Source organism: Spongiibacter sp. UBA1325 (genome assembly GCF_002306875.1).
GTDB lineage: Bacteria > Pseudomonadota > Gammaproteobacteria > Pseudomonadales > Spongiibacteraceae > Spongiibacter > Spongiibacter marinus.
Window position 1 is genome coordinate 179,598 of sequence record NZ_DBTD01000006.1, and the last position, 17,272, is coordinate 196,869.

The 17,272-nt window shown below is 56.7% G+C and carries 19 protein-coding genes; all 19 read left to right on the forward strand.

Features of this window, described 5'->3' with window-relative positions; all coding sequences use genetic code 11:
* The first annotated feature begins 198 nt into the window (after window positions 1–198).
* The 19 genes from B3K78_RS06635 to flhA all read left to right on the forward strand — a co-directional run bounded on the left by B3K78_RS06635 (window position 199) and on the right by flhA (window position 17,250).
* Complete coding sequence (locus B3K78_RS06635; protein ID WP_286694817.1) at window positions 199–1,257, forward strand: sigma-54 interaction domain-containing protein; 1,059 nt, start codon at window positions 199–201, stop codon at window positions 1,255–1,257.
* A 331-nt stretch (window positions 1,258–1,588) separates the two neighbouring features.
* Window positions 1,589–1,765, forward strand: a complete 177-nt coding sequence (locus tag B3K78_RS06640) for a hypothetical protein (RefSeq protein ID WP_204996968.1) — start codon at window positions 1,589–1,591, stop codon at window positions 1,763–1,765.
* Window positions 1,762–2,712, forward strand: coding sequence for a sigma-54 interaction domain-containing protein (locus tag B3K78_RS06645; protein ID WP_286694818.1), 951 nt, complete (start codon window positions 1,762–1,764; stop codon window positions 2,710–2,712). Before B3K78_RS06640 ends, B3K78_RS06645 begins: the two co-directional genes overlap by 4 nt.
* A 12-nt stretch (window positions 2,713–2,724) precedes the next feature.
* A complete protein-coding gene (fliE, locus tag B3K78_RS06650) occupies window positions 2,725–3,066 on the forward strand; it encodes a flagellar hook-basal body complex protein FliE (protein ID WP_027872879.1) in 342 nt (113 codons plus the stop codon).
* Between the two features lie 36 nt (window positions 3,067–3,102).
* Window positions 3,103–4,728, forward strand: coding sequence for a flagellar basal-body MS-ring/collar protein FliF (gene fliF / locus B3K78_RS06655; protein ID WP_204996970.1), 1,626 nt, complete (start codon window positions 3,103–3,105; stop codon window positions 4,726–4,728).
* Window positions 4,721–5,749, forward strand: a complete 1,029-nt coding sequence (gene fliG, locus B3K78_RS06660) for a flagellar motor switch protein FliG (protein WP_204996971.1) — start codon at window positions 4,721–4,723, stop codon at window positions 5,747–5,749. Before fliF ends, fliG begins: the two co-directional genes overlap by 8 nt.
* Before the next feature lie 24 nt (window positions 5,750–5,773).
* Entirely contained in the window at window positions 5,774–6,463 is a 690-nt protein-coding gene (locus B3K78_RS06665) for a FliH/SctL family protein (protein ID WP_286694819.1), read from the forward strand.
* Entirely contained in the window at window positions 6,444–7,841 is a 1,398-nt protein-coding gene (gene fliI, locus B3K78_RS06670; protein WP_286694820.1) for a flagellar protein export ATPase FliI, read from the forward strand. The genes B3K78_RS06665 and fliI overlap by 20 nt, the downstream gene beginning before the upstream one ends.
* A 31-nt stretch (window positions 7,842–7,872) precedes the next feature.
* A complete protein-coding gene (gene fliJ / locus B3K78_RS06675; RefSeq protein ID WP_204996974.1) occupies window positions 7,873–8,322 on the forward strand; it encodes a flagellar export protein FliJ in 450 nt (149 codons plus the stop codon).
* 241 nt (window positions 8,323–8,563) lie between these two features.
* Complete coding sequence (locus tag B3K78_RS06680) at window positions 8,564–9,754, forward strand: flagellar hook-length control protein FliK (protein ID WP_286694821.1); 1,191 nt, start codon at window positions 8,564–8,566, stop codon at window positions 9,752–9,754.
* A 314-nt stretch (window positions 9,755–10,068) separates the two neighbouring features.
* Window positions 10,069–10,521: a flagellar basal body-associated FliL family protein gene (locus tag B3K78_RS06685; protein ID WP_204996976.1), complete on the forward strand. Its 453-nt coding sequence runs from the start codon at window positions 10,069–10,071 to the stop codon at window positions 10,519–10,521.
* A gap of 10 nt (window positions 10,522–10,531) precedes the next feature.
* Entirely contained in the window at window positions 10,532–11,485 is a 954-nt protein-coding gene (locus B3K78_RS06690; protein ID WP_286694822.1) for a flagellar motor switch protein FliM, read from the forward strand.
* A 9-nt stretch (window positions 11,486–11,494) separates the two neighbouring features.
* Window positions 11,495–11,764 carry a flagellar motor switch protein FliN gene (gene fliN / locus B3K78_RS06695; protein ID WP_051170889.1) on the forward strand — a complete coding sequence of 90 codons (270 nt, stop codon included), beginning with the start codon at window positions 11,495–11,497 and terminating at the stop codon, window positions 11,762–11,764.
* The gene (gene fliO, locus B3K78_RS06700; protein WP_286694823.1) at window positions 11,761–12,192 is read left to right on the forward strand and encodes a flagellar biosynthetic protein FliO; all 432 of its coding nucleotides are present in this window, start codon (window positions 11,761–11,763) and stop codon (window positions 12,190–12,192) included. Before fliN ends, fliO begins: the two co-directional genes overlap by 4 nt.
* Window positions 12,182–12,928: a flagellar type III secretion system pore protein FliP gene (gene fliP / locus B3K78_RS06705; RefSeq protein WP_286694824.1), complete on the forward strand. Its 747-nt coding sequence runs from the start codon at window positions 12,182–12,184 to the stop codon at window positions 12,926–12,928. Before fliO ends, fliP begins: the two co-directional genes overlap by 11 nt.
* A 7-nt stretch (window positions 12,929–12,935) precedes the next feature.
* Entirely contained in the window at window positions 12,936–13,205 is a 270-nt protein-coding gene (fliQ, locus tag B3K78_RS06710) for a flagellar biosynthesis protein FliQ (protein ID WP_286694825.1), read from the forward strand.
* A 7-nt stretch (window positions 13,206–13,212) separates the two neighbouring features.
* Window positions 13,213–13,989, forward strand: coding sequence for a flagellar biosynthetic protein FliR (gene fliR / locus B3K78_RS06715; RefSeq protein WP_286694826.1), 777 nt, complete (start codon window positions 13,213–13,215; stop codon window positions 13,987–13,989).
* Between the two features lies 1 nt (window position 13,990).
* Window positions 13,991–15,115 carry a flagellar biosynthesis protein FlhB gene (flhB, locus tag B3K78_RS06720; RefSeq protein ID WP_286694827.1) on the forward strand — a complete coding sequence of 375 codons (1,125 nt, stop codon included), beginning with the start codon at window positions 13,991–13,993 and terminating at the stop codon, window positions 15,113–15,115.
* A 32-nt stretch (window positions 15,116–15,147) separates the two neighbouring features.
* On the forward strand, window positions 15,148–17,250 hold the full coding sequence (gene flhA, locus B3K78_RS06725; RefSeq protein WP_204996982.1) for a flagellar biosynthesis protein FlhA: 2,103 nt from the start codon (window positions 15,148–15,150) through the stop codon (window positions 17,248–17,250).
* Window positions 17,251–17,272 lie beyond the last annotated feature (22 nt).

A 17,272-nucleotide genomic window follows, 5' to 3' on the forward strand; every position in this document is an offset into this window, starting at 1 on the left:
CAAGTGGCACGCTCAGCGACTCCGTATTTCTACTAACCTAGAGCTATTACGTATTAACAGCTCCGCTGGCCTCTCGCATTATGGTGACCACGCGGGTGGCAAATCGAGCTTATGTTCGTGCTCAATCCGCCACCATAAGTAGCGTTTTCGGAGACCCTCCGGCTACATCCACAATAACGAGTTCTAGTGAAGACGCTTATGGCATCACAAGCAGAACAATTCGGGGGTAGCGGGCCAGCACCGTCTCGCATTATGCGGGCGCTGGATATTCTGATTAAACAGGTCGCCGAGTTCGACACCTTAGTGTTGATTCGCGGTGAATCTGGCAGCGGTAAGGAAGTGGTCGCACGTAAGATCCACGAGTGTTCAGATCGCGCCGGTAAAGCATTTATTCCTGTGAACTGCGGCGCCATCCCCGCTGACCTGCTCGAAAGCGAACTCTTCGGCCATGAAAAGGGGGCCTTTACCGGCGCGGTAGCGAGTCGCCAGGGCCGTTTTGAAATGGCTGAGGGCGGTACCTTATTCCTCGATGAAATTGGCGATATGAGCTTGCCCATGCAGGTGAAGCTGCTTCGTGTTTTGCAGGAGCGCTGTTACGAACGTGTTGGCAGCAATGAAACGCGCAAGTGCAATGTACGCATTCTCGCTGCAACCCACCGCAATTTGGAGTCGATGGTCGACGAGGGCACCTTCCGTCAAGACTTGTTCTTCCGGCTCGATGTTTTTCCCATAGAAGTTCCCTCTTTGCGTCAGCATCCGGAAGATATTGAAATGCTGACCAGAAACTTCGCTGAGCGTTTGACTGAGCGCGGCATGAAACCGCCCAGTTTTTCAGCCAGTGCATTGCGTGCCTTGCAGCGTTATAACTGGCCCGGCAATGTGCGCGAATTAGAGAACCTGGTGGAGCGCTTGGCGATCACCCATGGTGGGAAGCGTTTAGGCGTTAATGACCTGCCTGCCAAGTACCGCTTTGAGCTGGTCGACGACGATCAGCCAGTCAACGAGCGCGAAGATCAAGACGTGCTGATGGAGCTATTGCTTCAGCGCGAAGACGACGATCCGCTCACCGCTAATGCTGGCGCAACGCTTCCTGAGGAAGGTATTGACCTGAAGCATCATCTTCAGGAATTGGAGCAGGCCTTCATTAACCAAGCTCTCGAGCGTGAGCAAGGCGTGATCACCCGCGCTGCGCAGTTGTTAGGATTGCAGCGCACCACGCTGGCAGAAAAAATGAAGAAAATGGGTATTAGCCAGTAGGCTATTTTTTCGACAGAGTGCCAATGTTTCCTCGATGACAGGTAGTCGCTTGCCACAGCTACGCTTGTTGTTTGATAACTCCCGCCATTAATTTCTTATCACTCTTTCTTTACGTCAATGCTGCGGATAGCGGTATCGGAAAAATCTTCTAACGCAGTGGAATAGGCGCATTTATTTTACCTGCCACAAGCTTGTCGCTACGCCTGTTTTTCGCCTGCCAAAATATTGTCAATTCAATGTTTTAATTATCTAACCTATTGAAAAATATACTAAAAATTTGTTGGTATGGCTGTTGCATTATCCTCCCTGAGTTAAACGATAGGGCAGTAACATGGCAGAAATACTCACATTCGGTTCCTCAGCGTCTCCTGCGACAGAGTCCCTCGCGATAGAGGCCTGCATGCGCGAGTTCGCGTCAACGCGTGTATTCCTGGAGCATTGCCATGCGACCTTGCCCGGTGTTGTTGGTGCTCTGCATCGTCGCATCGATGGGGGGGAAGCGAAATGAAACAGTTAATCGCCAAAGACCCCGCATCAATTGCTGTTCGCGATCTTGCGACGCGCGTTGCCAGGACGGATGCCACGGTATTGATTTGTGGGCAGAGCGGCGTCGGCAAGGAAGTTTATGCCCGCTACATACATGCGCAATCGCGCCGTGCTGAGGGCCCCTTTGTTGCGGTGAACTGCGCCGCGATTCCGGAAAACATGCTCGAGGCCATGCTGTTTGGTTATGAGAAGGGCGCGTTCACCGGGGCGATAAGCAGCCACGCGGGCAAGTTTGAGCAAGCCCAGGGCGGAACGCTGCTGCTGGATGAAATCTCTGAAATGGATATTGGCTTGCAGGCTAAGTTATTACGTGTGCTGCAGGAAAAGGAAATTGAGCGTCTGGGTAGCCGACGCAGTATGAACCTGGACGTGCGCGTCATTGCGACCACTAACAGGGATCTGCGTGAGGCCGTACTGGCCGGCGAGTTTCGCGAGGACCTCTTTTACCGCTTGAATGTTTTCCCCCTTTGCCTGCCCGCCCTGTGTGAGCGCCGGGAAGATATCTTGCCGCTGGCCGAACACTTTCTCGAGCGCGATGAGTCTATCGACAGTGCGCAGTCGGTGCTCACTCACGATGCCCGCGAAAAACTACTTAGCTACGCGTGGCCGGGCAATGTTCGCGAGCTCGACAACGTTATTCAGCGGGCGTTGATTTTGCGCCAAGACCACCGTATTAGCGACAGAGATATCCAGTTTGAGCAGGGTATGCAGCTGTTTTCCACGGCGACGACTGGCAGCGCCAGCGCGCCGTTGGATGGTTTTATGCGAGATCAGGAACGCCAGAGAATTAGCGACGCCCTGCGCCAGGGCCGCTCAAAGAAAGAAGCGGCCGAAATTCTTGGAATTAGCCCGCGCACCTTGCGCTACAAATTAGCCAGGCTGCGTGAGCAGCAATGCCTGCAAGGTTAATGGAGCGTTGTCATGTCAGACGGAATGAAAGTTGACTCTATCCTCAACCAGATACGTGCGCTGCGCGAGCAAAGCGCGATGCCCGGTGCCGCCGATGTGCGGGATCCGGGTCGCATTGATGCGGCACCGAAGGTCGATTTTTCGCAGATGTTGCAGCAGTCACTTCAGGGGATTAACCAAACTCAGGCGAACGCCAGCCAGTTGGCAACGGCGTTTGAGCGCGGCGACCCGAATGTCAGCATCACAGAGGTGATGGTGAATATGCAAAAGGCCCAAGTCTCGTTTAAGGCCGCGGTGGAAGTGCGAAATAAGGTCGTTGACGCCTATAAAGAAGTGATGAGGATGTCAATGTGACAACGAGCGTGCTGCGTGTAAGAAAGGGTTTGAGTCATGGCTGATTCGCAAAGCATTTCTGTTAACAGTGTGTTGCAAAGCGCCGCCAAAAACGACGTGCTGCGTCAGCTGCTGATTCTGGTCGGTATCGCCGCTAGTGTTGCGCTGGGTGTTGCAGCAGTGTTGTGGTCGCAAAGTGGTGACTATCGTGCGTTGTACTCCTCACTACCGCCGGAGCGCGCATCGTCGGTTGTCGATGCGCTGAATGTGGCGGGAATTCCTTATCGTATTCAGGATTCAACCGGCGCAATAATGGTTCCAGCGGAGCAAATTTATGACGCGAGAATCCGTCTTGCCGGACAAGGCCTGGGTAAAGACGGCAGCGGTATGGCCATGCTGGAGAAGGAGCAGGGCTTTGGCGTTAGCGAATTTATGCAGTCAAAAAAATACCACTACGCGCTGGAGCAGGAGCTCGCCAGTACGATAGAAAGCCTGCAGCAGGTGCGCAGAGCTCGGGTGCATTTGGCGATCCCCAAGCAATCGGTATTTGTGCGTGACCGCAAAGCGCCGAGCGCATCGATTATGTTGGATGTGTACCCCGGCAGCGAAGTCTCTAAACGCAATGTCTCGGCCATTATCAATCTGGTGGCGAGCAGCATCGGTGGCTTGAATGCCGAGGATGTCACCGTGGTGGATCAGCTGGGGCAGCAGCTCAATGAAAGCCGCAGTGATGGTGACCAACTGGAACTGAGTGATAGGCAGTTCACCTATCGCCGTCGCATTGAGCAGGCGTACGAAGAGCGGATCGCCGATTTGATCCGGCCCATCGCCGGCTCCGGCCGCGTTAGGGTAACGGTTGCCGCGGATGTGGATTTCAGCAGTGAGCAGGAAAGCCGGGAAAGCTGGAACCCCGACCGACAGGTGGTGCGCAGTGAACAGATTAACGAACAGCTCAATGGCGGCGCCGCCCAGGGGCGCGGTGTGCCGGGTGCTCTGTCGAATCAACCGCCGCCGGCGGGCGTAGACGGCGAGGGCGGTGAGCAGGCGAATGCTGACGCCGGTAATCGCTCGGTTATTCGCAACTACGAAATCGAGCGGGTGCTTGCCCATAGCAGTAACCCAAGCGGCAGCTTGAAGAAACTCTCGGTCGCGGTGCTGGTGGACAATCACCGCCGCGTCAACGAGGCAGGGGAAGTCGTCGTGGAGCCCATGACCAACCCAGAACTTGAGCGCATGACGTTATTGGTGAAAGACGCCGTGGGCTTCGAAGAACAGCGCGGCGATCGGGTGACGGTGATGGCGGCAGATTTTCGCGAAACCGTAACCTTCGACGAAGAGGCGACGGGTCCTGCGATCTGGGAGCAGCCCTGGTTTGCGAATTTGGTGCGGCAGGTGTTGGTTGGCGTTGCCTTGCTATTCATCGTGTTTGCAGTGCTGCGGCCCAGCGTGAAAACCTTACTGCAACACAAGGCGCCCGCGCCGGTGGCGAGCACGGATGAGCCTGGAATAAGCGGCGAGCTGCAACAGCAGCCGGTGGCTGCTCTTGGGGCGCCGAACGCGGGGGGCTACCCTCAAGGCATTAGCTTTGAGCAGCAGTTAGGCGATGTTCGTGGAATGGTTGAAGAAGATCCGCGCCGCGTGGCGCAGGTCGTTAACAGATGGGTGACTGAAGACAATGGCTAATGCAAACGCCAGTGGCGCGACGGCGGCGCCAGCAATTCCCGGCTGTGAAAAGGCTGCGTTGTTATTGCTAATGATGGGCGAGAGCTACGCGGCCAAGGTGCTGCAACATATCTCGCCCGACGATGTCGAGCGTATCGGTTCGGCAATGGCAAATATTAAACGTGTTGATAACCAGCGAGCGGTGGAGGTTGTTAAGGACTTCCACGAGAGTGCGGCGTCTGAAAATTCGCTCGCGGTTGGCGTTCAGTCCTATGTTCGCAAGATGTTCACCAATGCCTTGGGTGAGCAAAAAGGCGGCAGTTTGGCCAAGCGCGTACTCGGCGACGAGGCTGGCAGTGAGATGGATGAACTGCGCTGGGTTGAGCCTGAAGCACTGATGCAAATGCTCAAAGACGAACACCCGCAAATGATCGCCATTACCCTCGCTCATCTGGAGCAGGAGCAAGCAGGAAAAGTACTGGCGCAGTTTCCCGAGGCGGTGCAAAACGATGTGGTGTATCGCGTCGCGAATATGAAAACGATTCCCGATGCGGCGATGACCCAGCTGCAAAATGTATTGAAGAAAAAACTGTCAGTAACGGCCAAATTAAAGAGCCGGGATATCGACGGTGCAGCGGCAGCGGCGGGCATTATCAACGGCTTGGACAGCGACGCCGAGACACGCATTCTCGATAGTGTTGCAAAAAATAATCAGGAGCTGTCGACCAAGATTCAAGACCTGATGTTTGTCTTTAGCAACCTGATTAACATCAGTGACAAGGGCATGCAGCAGTTACTTCGTGAAGTGTCTTCTGACCTGCTGCCAATTGCCTTAAAAGGCGCCTCAGAAGAGGTGCGCGAAAAAATTCTGCGCAATATGTCCAAGCGCGCACGAGAGATGTTAGTCGACGATATGGAAGCGCGTGGGCCAATAAAAATCAGCGAGGTTGAACAGGCGCAAAAAGAGATCCTCACGATCGCGCGTAGCCTGGCCGATAGCGGCCAAATTGATTTGGGTCGCGGCGGTGATGACTACATTTAAGCAGCGACAGGCTGAGGTGGAACGGTGACAGCGGGCTTCCAGCAATTTATTCCCAGAGACGTCGAGACGCCGGTGGCTGAGCCACCAGTCGACCAGACAACGCGACCAGCCAACAGTTGGCAGCTACCTGAAATGCGCGGTGGCGCCAGCAATCGTAGTCGGCCGGCCCCAGCGACTGACGCGCCAGCGGCGCTCGCCGATGAGGTCGTTGACGAGCTGGCCGCGCTGCGTGAGCAAGCGCGACAGGAAGGCTTTGCCAAGGGTGAGGCCGAAGCGCGTACGCTGCTCGCTGAACAGAGCCAACAACTGCAGTTGGCAATGGCGGCGCTGCGCGAGGCGCAGGCCTGGCTAGAGGGCGAGGTGCAACAAGAGCTCATATTGCTGGCCCAGGAGTTGGCGCAGGCGCTGATTGCGAAAGAGATCGACGCTGATCCCGAGATTGTAACCCTGGCGGTAGAGCGTGCTGTTGCCATGCTGCCCTCGGCAGAGGGACATATTCAGCTGCAACTGCACCCCGCGGATGCGCAGCTGCTCAGGGACCACGCGGCCGTTGCCGAGCCACTCGCAGCTGCTTGGGACATTAGCGAAGATGCTGATATTCGCCGTGGCGGCTGCGTGATCAAAAGCCGAACCTCGCAGGTGGATCAGCGCACCGACAAGCGCTTGCAGGCCTTGCTTGAACAGGTACTCGTTGATGAATCTGGTCAAAACTAAAGCCGAAACACAACACGCTCTGGTCTCGCAACTGCGTGGCTTGCGCGAGCGCTTACATCACATTGAAGACACCGAACCCGCGGCTGAGGGTCAGTTGCGGCGTATTGTTGGCACTTTGCTAGAGGCCGAAGGCTGCAAGGCCGCTATCGGTGCCTATTGCGAGGTGGAGACCCTCGACGGCCAGTGGCTGGAAACCGAAGTGGTTGGCTTTGCCAGCGATCATCTGTTGCTAATGCCCACCGGCGAACTCCGCGGGGTGATGCCCCACGCCCGGGTGAGGCCGATTCGTAAAAGCTCCAACATCGCCGTCGGTGATGGCCTGTTGGGCAGGGTGATCGACGGCGCCGGCGAACCGCTGGACGGTCGCGGCCCGCTGCGCTGCAAGCAGCAGCGCCCGCTAAATTCTCCCCCGATCAATCCACTGGTCAGACGCCCCATACACCAGCCCCTGGATGTCGGTGTGCGAGCGATAAACGCCATGCTTACCGTGGGGCAGGGGCAGCGACTGGGTCTGTTTGCCGGCAGTGGTGTGGGTAAGAGTGTGCTGCTGGGAATGATGACGCGTTACACCAATGCCGATGTGGTGGTGGTTGCCCTGATTGGTGAGCGCGGGCGCGAAGTGAAGGATTTTATCGACAATATTCTCGGCGGCGATGAAATGCGCAAAGCCGTGGTGATCGCAACACCTGCCGACCACCCGCCGCTGATGCGTTTGCGGGCAGCGTGGCTCGCCAGTGCGGTGGCCGAACACTTTCGCGACCAGGGTAAGCAGGTGTTATTACTGATGGATTCGCTAACGCGCTTCGCGCAAGCTCAGAGGGAAATTGCCCTGGCGACCGGAGAGCCGCCAGCTACAAAGGGCTACCCGCCATCGGTGTTTGCTCGCTTGCCTGCCCTGGTAGAACGGGCAGGCAATGGTCGAGAGGGGGGGGGCTCCATCACGGCGTTTTATACCGTGTTGGCAGAAGGGGATGATCAAAACGACCCTATCGTCGATTCTGCCCGGGCAATTTTGGATGGACACATTGTGCTGTCCCGAAGTTTGGCGGATGCGGGGCATTTTCCCGCGATTGATGTAGAGCGTTCGGTTAGCCGCGCGATGAACGACATTACCGACAAGGCTCATCAGTCGATGGTGCGTCAGCTGCGGCAGCTGATTTCGCTGTACCAGCAAAATCGCGACCTGATTAGCATAGGTGCCTACCAGCGTGGTACCGACAGTCGAGTCGATCAGGCAATAGCGCTGTGGCCACGCATACAGGCGTTTTTGCAGCAGGATTTTGATGAGTCGGAGGGCTTTGACCAATCCCTCGATAAACTCGCTGAAATTGTCACCTTCAATGATGACAGCAATATGCAGGACACTATCGTTCAATAGTGCACTGCGCCGGTAACCGGGGACGTTCGCTATGAGTCATGCCAAGAAGTCACAACGCCTCAAGCCCGTGCAGGAATTTGCCGAGCGCGAAGAGCAGGAAGTGGCGCAGCGCTATGCCGCGGTTCAACAGCAGCATCAGCAACAGCGAGATAAATTGACCGAGCTACAGCAGTATTACGACGATTACCGTCGCTCGACGGAAAGTCGTCACTGTGACCTTAAGCATCTCCAGGAAAGCCGCCTGTTTCTCTCCCGCCTGGCGCAGGCCATTCGTCAGCAGAGCGATACAGTGGCGCGCTGCGCCGCGCAGCTCGACGACATACGCCAACAATGGATGACCGCGCGCCAACACAGTATGAGCATGGAGCAGCTGCTGGAGCGTTATAAGCGCGTCGAGCGTCGAGAACAGGATGCTCGCGAGCAGCGAGAGAGTGACGAGCTGTCATCGCAACGCTTCGTGTGGCGCCAGCGTCACGCCTAATCTGAACGGGCCAGTCAGCCTTACTATTATTCCCTCTATCCTACCCCTTGCTCGGGCTTTGATACTCACGCCGACCAATCGCTTTGCGGAGCCATTGTGCGCGGTATGCCGAAAGTCCGCATTGGCACATCAATTGCTGTAATCCACTCAGTGACGATAACTTGGCAGCCGCCATTATCGCTGTGTCGACGCCATGCGGGACGTTTCCGCGCAGGGCTATCGGACAAAATGGGATGAAAATATGAATACTGTACAGGCCATTTTTGCATCACTTACCCCATCTGCTGCGGGAACATCGCCGGACCTGGAGGGCCTGCCTCTGAGCGACGGCGACGCCTCGCCGCTAGCGGCTTTCAGCGATTTACTAGCCGCGCAACAAACGCCTGACGCGCCGATTGACGGGATTAGTTTCGACCATTTGTCCGCTCAGGCGCTGGCGCGATTGGCGGATGACGAGGCCGAGCTGCCGAGCCCTCAGGATGAATTAGTTCAGTCGTCTGATTTACTGAAGACCGATGGTGGTGAGGGCGGCCAGCCCTTGCCGCTATTCGGCCAATCGTTGCCGCAGAGCAGCAGTGTGCTGCCGCCGCAGTTATCCTCTTTTGGCGCGGTGGCTGAAGCAATTCGCAGCCAGCGTCCTGTTGCGCAGAACATAGAGGCGCCAGTGGTCGATGCAGCAAGTATCTCGCCCAGTACGCCGGTTAGTCCATCGCCCGGTGCATTGCAGGCCAAGCCGCAAATACCCAGTGCTGCCATAGCTGCGGACCCGGCTGCTCAACATGCTGCAGCGTCAATGGCGTCGGCGCCCATAGTGAATGCGCCGGTGACGCCGCGTATCGCCAGCGCGCCACCGGCCATTGAGGTAGCGAGTGTCGATGCGGGTGCCGACAGCCTGGAGTTTGCAGATCTAACGCGACAGTTAACTATCCGACCAGCGCCGCCAGTTGATCGGGCGGCCGTTCAGTTCACCATTAGTCAAAACCCCATTGACGACCCCGCGTGGAGCCAAGCGGTGGCATCGCGCATACAGTGGATGGGCAGTACCGGAACGCAAACCGCACAACTGCAGCTGAACCCGGAAGAGCTGGGAGGCATTCACGTGCAGTTGAGTATGCAGGGCGACAAGGCGTCGGTGCAGTTCCAAGCTCAGCACAGCGAAACCAGCGAGTTGATCGAACGTTTGATGCCGCGGTTAACTCAGGCAATGGAACAACAGGGCATGCGCCTGGAAGAGGTCAAGGTGAGTCACCAATCCGCTTGGGCCGACGCACAGCAACAGCAGCAAAGTCAGCAGTTTTCTGACCGCGCTCAGCGCGGCGTGGTGCATTTCTCCGGCGATGCGGAGCCCGCTAGTGAGCCAGAGGCCAGCCGAGAAGACAGCGCGCCTAGAGGAGCCCCAAGAGGGGATTCGGCGGTAGATGACTATGCGTAGCTAACCCCGGCATAGTTAATTCCGACTTAGCACTCCCCAGCGTAGTGAATGCTAGCGCTGGAGAATTTTCTCGCGCCTGTCGCCACCGCTACGGTGTAGACAGGCGCCGACCTGTCTGAACGCCTTCTCTTCACTTGCCGCCAATGGGCGGCCGTTGGCCTGCCAAATTCTTGGCGCGAGGGCCTGAAGTTGACTTAACCTTATGAAATAAAAGCAAAAAAATATCTGGCATAGCCTTTGCAATTTTCTCTCTACGCGACGTGTATTCGTTGGTTTTTTGGCATCTCACCGGTGAGAGAGAAGGGCAAAACACAATGTTTAAAAACAAATTCGTATTGATTGGCTTGGTCGTTGTGCTGCTGGCGGCAACCGCAGGGGGAACGTGGTTTGTGATGCGCGGCAGTAATGAACCTGCTGCAGAGGCAGAAGCTGCCGCACCGGCCGTGAAGGCGCCGATCATTCACAGCCTGTCACCTTCATTTGTGGTCAATCTCTTTAATGAGCGGTCTACGCGCTTCTTGCAGGTAGACGTTGAGGTTATGAGCCGCGATGAAGAAGTAATCTCAAAACTTGAAGACTACGAAGTTCGCATTCGCCACGAACTCATCATGATGTTCAGCAGTTTGACGAAGGAAATGATTAACAGCCTCGAAGGCCGCAAGGAAATACAGGCCAAGACAGTGGCGACCATCAACAGTGTGCTCGAAGCGGAAACCGGCAAGGGCGGCATTGAAGATGTGTATTTCACCAAATTTGTGATGCAGTGAGGGCGCTGCCATGAGCGGTGTACTGGACCCCGAAGAACTCGAAGCGCTGATGGACGAAGAGCCAAAGGCGAGCGACGACGGCAAATACAACCTCGCGCGACAGGATTACGCCGTTCAGCGCCTGATCCCCACCTTGTCGCTCATTCAATCCCAATTTGGCAACGCGGCGGTTGAGCGTGTGCGAGAGTTTGTTAGCAGCGTTGAGAGCATTCGCACCGATCGCATTACGGTGATGAAATTCGACGAGCTGCAAAACACGCTACCCGCGCCCTGCAGCATTTCATTGATCTCGGGTATGCCGCTGAGCAGCGACTTATTGATTGCCTTTGAGTCGGAGCTGGTCTTTAACCTGGTGGATCGCTATTTCGGCGGTCATGGCGGCGAAGCCGATGCCGCGCGGGAGCAGTTTTCCACATCCGAAATCAGCTTTATGGAAATTCTGGTCGGCGCATTGCTACCGGATATCGCGGTGGCGTGGAAGTCGGTGATGAAGTCTGCCCCCGCGGTGTCCAGCCAGTGTACCGACCCGCGCTTACTCGAAGGCTTTAACGAAGCGGACTCACTGGTCGCGACACGATTCGAGGTTTCCATTGGCGAATTTACCGGCGGGCTGTGGTCGGTGGTGCCCTGGAGCGCCATTGATGCCGTACGCGACAGCCTGGCAGACAGCGGCGCATCCACAGGCAAGAAGCCCGCCAGTGAAGAGTGGCGCAGCCGTCTTTCGCAGCGGGTGGAGGAAGCGCCGGTTGAGCTGGTTGCCCAGCTTCCCAAAACGCAGTTGAGCCTCCAGCGTGTTGCAAACCTTAAGAAAGGCGATGTGATCCCGCTGGTCAGTGCCGAGGATGTGCTGCTCTGCGTGGCCGGGCAGGCGCTATTGAAAGGGCATTTTGGCAGTCACCAAGGTCAACTGGCCGTGCAGATTACAGGTTCTGCCTGCGCCAAGAAACCGATGCAGGAAGGGTAGGAAAGGACTATGGCAAACGATTTGAATCTGGACAAAATCCTCGACGTCAATGTGGATGTATCGGTGGAAGTCGGCCGGACGCGCATGAGCATTCGGGATATCAAAGCGCTCAATCAAGGCGCGATTATCGAACTGGATCGGGCGGCCGGCACCCCCTTGGACGTGCTGGTAAATGGCACCTTGGTGGCGCGTGGTGAGATCGTCGTCGTCAAAGAGAAATTTGGCATCATGCTGACTGAGGTGCTCGGGCAGGATGATGAGGAGGAGGCTGCGTCATGATCCGCGCCCTCCTGCTTCCCGTCGCGCTCGCAACGCCGGTTTGGGCTGAGGAGACTCAGGCGCCAGCCGCGGTAAATTTGCCCATCGCCGGCGGTGAAGACGTGATTGGGTTGCTGGGCAGCCTGATGTTGATGGCGGCCCTGCTAATAGCGGGGATGTGGTTTTTGCGCCGTTTGCGCGCCGCACAGGCGCCCAAGTTAAGTGGTATTGCTGTGGTGTCGCAAATCCCCCTTGGCGTAAAGGAAAAGCTGTTGGTTGTGCAGGTGGGCGATCAGAGTTTGCTGGTGGGGTGTACGCCCTCGTCAATGCAAACCTTACACAGCTGGCCGACGGCGGAGCTGCCGGAAGCGGAGAAAAGCAAGGACTTCGCCGCGCTGTTCAAAGAAAAAGCGGGCCATCTTCGCGAGGGTTTCAGCCATGCGCCTTAAGCCCCTGTTACTCCTCCTTGCTCTGACAATCCCCTCGCTGGCCTTGGCGTCAGACCCCCTGTCTCTGTCGGCGGTGAATAGCACGCCCAATGCGGCAGGCGGGCAGGAGTACAGCGTGTCGCTGCAGTTGCTGGCGATAATGACGGCGCTGACCATGTTGCCGGCGCTATTGCTGGGAATGACGGCCTTTACTCGCATCATGATCGTGTTGTCGATTTTGCGTCAGGCGCTGGGCACCGGGCAAACGCCGTCTAATCAAGTGCTGTTAAGTCTCGCACTGTTTCTTACCTTGTTCATCATGTATCCGGTGGGCGAAGTTGCCTATACCCAGGCGATCGGCCCCTACATCGCCGAAGAAATGCCGTTTCAGGAAGCGGTCACACAGGGCTTTGCGCCATTTCGCGAATTCATGCTCAGCCAGACTCGCGAAGATGACATCGCACGCTTTGCAGCGATTGCCGGCCACGAGGCGTATCAACAGCCCGAGGACGTGCCCTTCACGGTGTTGATGGCGGCGTTTTTAACCAGCGAGCTAAAAACGGCGTTTCAAATTGGCTTCCTGGTGTTCATTCCCTTCGTTGTTATCGACTTAGTTGTCGCCAGCGTGCTGATGTCGATGGGGATGATGATGTTGTCGCCGATGATGATTTCGCTGCCTTTCAAAATCATGTTGTTTGTCCTGGTCGATGGCTGGAGCCTGATTATGGGTTCGCTGGCAGCCAGTTTCTTCCGGTGAGGTGCCTATGAATCCCGATACGGTTATTGAATTGGGTCGCCAGAGCATGAATATCACCGTGCTGTTGGCGGCGCCATTGTTGCTGGCAGCCCTGGCGGCCGGCCTGTTGATCGGTATGTTTCAGGCGGCGACACAAATTCAGGATATGACCCTGAGTTTTATCCCGAAGCTGGTGGTGCTGGTGGCGGTGTTGGGGATAACCAGCCCGTGGATGCTGCGGCACTTGCTCGATTACACCCGCCAGCTGTTTGAAATGATCCCGGTCTTAGTGGGATGAACGCGCGATGATTGCGGTCAGCGAGGCGCAAATACTATCGTGGATGGCCAGCCTGTGGCTGCCATTTGCGCGGGTGAGTGGCGTTATGCTCACCGCGCCGCTGTTTAGCGCTTCCTACATTCCCAATCGCGCTAAGGCACTGTTCTGCGTGGTGCTATGCATGTTGCTGCTGCCGGTATTACCGCCGATGCCAGCGATTAATATTCTCAGTATTGAGGGCATGCTGATACTGAGCAACGAGTTGCTGATAGGCCTGTGCATTGGCTTTATTGTGCAGTTGGTTTTCGACGGCATTATTTTGGCTGGGCAATTGATCGCCAACGGCATGGGCCTGGGTTTTGCGATGATGGTCGACCCGCAACGCGGTATTCAGGTGCCGGTGCTGTCCCAGTATTTGCTGATCATCTGCATGCTGTTGTTTGTTGCGCTGGAAGGTCACCTGGACCTGATCAGCTTGTTGGCACGCAGCTTTGAGATCTGGCCCGCAGGTGGTCGCCTGGTTTCGCCGGAGTCGCTAAGCGTTGTCTACCAGTGGGGCAGCGAGTTGTTTTCGGCGGCGGTGCGCGTGTCTATCCCTGCGGTCATTGCCCTGCTGGTTGTACAGGTTGCCGTCGGCGTGATCAGCCGTGCAGCGCCGACCCTCAACTTGTTTGCCGTGGGTTTCCCGTTGGCCATGCTTATGGGCTACCTGATTGTCGATCAATTAATCCCGAATTTACTTCCGGTTCTCAGCCAGTTGCTCGATCGCGCGCTGGCCCAGCTGTCACTGTTTATAGGGGGCTGACATGGCAGAGAATCAGGACGGACAAGAACGCACAGAAGAGGCCTCCGCCAAGAAACTGGCCGATGCCCGCAAAAAAGGCCAGGTTGCCCGCTCCAAGGAATTAGCCACGATGATGGTCACCATGGCCGGCGCGCTCATGCTGATTGCCACAGGAGGGCAACTGGCGCAGTCCATGCAGGGCATTATGCGCGGTAGCTTCTCACCGTCGTTTTTGCTCAGCCCCACGGAAAGCCTTCCCAGCCAACTGTACGGGTTGTTGGTGCATGGGCTGCTGTCGATCTGGCCGCTGATGTTGGCGACCCTGTTGGCGGCCATTATCGCTAATGTGGTGCTGGGCGGCTGGACCTTCAACCTGAGTTTCAAGTTCGATCGCCTCGACCCGATCAAGGGGCTGGGCAAGCTGTTTTCCGTGCGCAGCCTGGGCGAGTTGGTGAAGTCTATTGCCAAAATGGCCTTTATCGGTCTGGCCGCCTTCTTAGTGCTGCAATTCATGGCCGAGGATATTCTCGGCCTGGGTTTGCAAGACCCTCGGCAGAGTATTGCTAACAGTGCGGCCTTGCTGGACTGGTTCTTTCTTATTGTCAGTTTGCCCCTGGTGGTTATCGCCGCGATCGATGTGCCCTGGCAGCTATGGAATTACAAGAAGGAACTGCGCATGACGCGCCAGGAAGTTCGCGATGAGCACAAAGAGTCAGATGGCCGCCCGGAAGTGAAAGCCAAGCTGCGGGAGATGCAGCAGGCCGCCGCGCGTCAGCGCATGATGGAGAAGGTGCCAACCGCCGACGTGGTCATTACCAACCCAACCCACTTTGCTGTGGCGCTGCGCTACGACGAAGCCCGCTCTTCCGCGCCGGTGTTGGTGGCCAAAGGCGCCGATCAGGTCGCCGCGCGAATTCGCGAACTGGCCAAGGACAATGCGGTAACCATCGTGGAATCACCGCGATTAGCGCGGGCGGTATTCGCCAGTACAGAGCTGGATGCAGAAATTCCTGCCGGGCTGTATTTGGCGGTCGCGCAAATATTGACCTACGTCTATCAACTGCGCAGCTGGCAGACCATGGGTGGTGAATACCCTGTGGCGCCCGAGCCTGAAATAGATGATGTGTATTTAAAGGATCTGCTCTAGGGCAGTGATCAACCGATAATCGAGAGTATGTGATGGCGACTCAACAACTGACCATGCCCAACTGGGCACAGGGCATCGCAAGTAGCGGAATCGGCGTGTTGGCACTGATGATGGCCTGCTTGGCCATGTTGGTTATTCCCATGCCGCCGTTCCTGCTGGACTTGCTGTTTACCTTCAATATCGCCTTGTCACTGGTCATTATTCTGGCGGTCATTTACATCGAGCGGCCGATTGATTTCTCGGTGTTCCCAACGGTGTTGCTGTTGGCAACGCTGCTGAGACTGGCCCTCAATGTGGCATCTACCCGTGTGGTATTGCTCGAGGGGCACACTGGGCCTGGGGCCGCTGGCAAAGTGATTGAGTCCTTTGGCGAGTTCGTTATTGGCGGCAATTACGTGGTCGGGATGGTGGTATTTATCATTCTGGTGGTGATCAACTTTGTCGTCGTGACCAAGGGTGCCGGCCGGGTGTCTGAAGTGACGGCGCGCTTTACCCTCGATGCCATGCCGGGAAAACAAATGGCCATCGATTCCGATTTGAACGCCGGTATTCTCAGCCAAGAAGAGGCCAGCATTCGCCGCGAGGAAGTGCGAACGGAAGCTGACTTCTACGGTTCCATGGACGGTGCCAGTAAGTTCGTTCGCGGCGATGCGGTCGCCGGGATCCTGATTCTATTTATTAACGTGATCGGCGGCTTGGGGGTGGGCGTTGGCCAGCACGACCTGAGCTTCTCCCAAGCGATGCATAACTACACCCTGCTGACCATCGGTGACGGCCTCGTCGCGCAGTTGCCCTCGCTGCTGCTGTCGACCGCTGTTGCGATCATCGTGACGCGTATTTCCCGGCCGCAAAATATGGGTGAGCAAGTCGTCGGGCAAATGGCGGCCAAGCCCGAAGTGCTCTACCTGTCTGCAGCGGTGCTGGGCATGATTGGCATCATTCCCGGCATGCCTAATGTGGTGTTTTTGCTGCTGGCCGGTACCTGCGGCGGCGCAGGCTGGTTAATTGCCCAGCGCGCCAAAAAACCGGCGGTGGTGGAGGAGCTTCCCGATACTGAACCTGCGCCTGAGGCACAGGAGCCCAGCGAGCTGAACTGGGATGAGGTGACGCAGATGGATGTGGTGAGCCTGGAAGTGGGCTATCGCCTTATTCCTCTGGTTGACCGAAACCAAGGCGGTGAGCTGATCACCCGCATTACCGGGGTGCGCAAAAAGCTATCCAAGGACCTGGGTTTCTTGGTTCAGCCGGTTCACATTCGCGACAACCTGGAGCTTTCACCGGGCAGCTACCGCGTGCAATTGCTCGGTGACAGCGTCGCCCAGGGCGAAATACAAGTGGGCAAGGAATTGGCGATAAACCCCGGTGGTGCTCAGCCCGGATTAACCGGCATGCCAACCAAAGACCCCGCCTTCGGTATGGATGCAATATGGATTGACCCCAGCCAGCGCGATCAGGCGCAGACGCTCGGCTATACCGTTGTCGACCCCTGTACCGTGGTGGCGACGCACCTCAGCCAGGTGGTGAAGCAACACGCTCACGAGCTACTGGGGCACGAGGAAGTTCAGCAACTGCTCGACCGTCTGGCGAGCAGCGATCCTAAATTGGTTGAATCGCTGGTTCCCCAGCAACTGCCACTTAGCGTGGTTGTGAAGGTGTTGCAAAACCTCCTGAAAGAGAACGTATCGATTCGCAGTATTCGCCTGATCGCCGAATCTTTGGCGGAGCAAGCGCCGCGTAGCAAAAATCCTGACGAATTATTGGAGGGAGTTCGGGTCTCGCTTGGGCGGATGATTGTCCAGGAAATCAATGGCTTAGAGGAAGAATTGCCCGTTGTGGCGCTGGACGCGGATCTGGAACAGATGTTGCAGGATATGGTGAGAGGTGGCGCTGGCGCCATTGGTTTGGAACCCGGCATTGCCGAGCGGATTCAACGCGAGTTGGCGGAATTCAGCAATCGTCAGGAACTGGCCGGTCAGCCCTCGGTGGTATTGGTATCACCCTCGATTCGGGCATGGTTGTCGCGCTTTACGCGACGGAGTGTACCGGCACTTCACGTGCTGTCGTACAACGAGGTGCCAGACAGTAAAGAGGTTCACCTGCTATCGACGATCGGACAGCAGGCGCGACTGACCTAAAAGGTGTTAGCTCAGCGGGAGC